Annotated in this window: 2 protein-coding genes; both read right to left on the bottom strand. The window is 64.7% G+C overall.

Translation table 11 applies throughout. The annotated features are described in order from the left end of the window. On the bottom strand, positions 1–209 hold a 209-nt coding region (locus C662_RS19530), incomplete at its 3' end, for a disulfide bond formation protein B (RefSeq protein ID WP_232433324.1). 142 nt (positions 210–351) lie between these two features. After that, positions 352–853: hypothetical protein (locus C662_RS19525; RefSeq protein ID WP_232433323.1), on the bottom strand; the 502-nt coding region annotated here is incomplete at its 5' end.

Below are 853 nucleotides of genomic sequence, written 5' to 3'. Positions count from 1 at the left end.
AGCGCATACACCGCACCGCGCCGGTCCTCGGCGAACACGGCCATGCCCAGAATGAGGGCGAGCGGGAACATGGCGATCCGCTGGTACCAGCACAGCACGCAGGGCGTCATGCCCATCACTTCACCGATGAAGAGCGCGCCCAGCGTGGATACCAGAGCCACGGCCCAGGCGGCCATCAGCCACCACCATTGGGTTCGTTTGTCGTGCATCGAGTCGATCTCGAGGGTTGGTTCCCAGGCTTCGGGAGGGGCGGACGCCATAGGCAGTGCCCGGACGTCCGCAATGGAGCACACCGCCGCTACCGTGCGGCGCGCACTCGAAGAAGAGGGGAAGACAGGGGTGGGCTGCCGCTCAGGCAGCGAGGCGCCACTTGGGGCGTTCAGGCTCGGTGACCAGCGCAGACGCGTTGAAGTCCCGCCCGGCGTCGACGAGGACATGGCCCAGTCCTGTCAATGGCAGACGACCCGCATCGAGCAGTGCAGCGCTCGCAAGGATCTGGCAGAAACCGCAGTCGGCGTGAAGCTGCCCTTTCATCCCTTCATCGCCTTCATCCACCTGACAGGTATGTGGATGGTGGTCGCCGTGGCTGGTCGCGAAACCGGCCGATTCCAAGCAGTACGCCTCCAGGCCCGCCGACGCGAACTGAAGCGGAACGAGCAGCAGGAAGAAAATGGCAAGCCAACGGTGCATGGGCGACGATTTTAACCCCAGCCCGTTGGCTGACGGCGCATATCGCGACCATGAACGTACCGGAGCGCTGGCACCCCACATTGTGGTCACTCCGCCACCGAACCGCAGATCATTGCGCATGCTCATCGTGGCACACACAGACATCCCCCCGCGTCGGCGCCTC

The sequence above is a fragment of the Thauera sp. 28 genome (assembly GCF_000310145.2).
Taxonomy (GTDB): Bacteria; Pseudomonadota; Gammaproteobacteria; order Burkholderiales; family Rhodocyclaceae; genus Thauera; species Thauera mechernichensis.
Note: the sequence above shows the minus strand (reverse complement) of the source record. Positions and strands in the feature narration are given on the sequence as shown.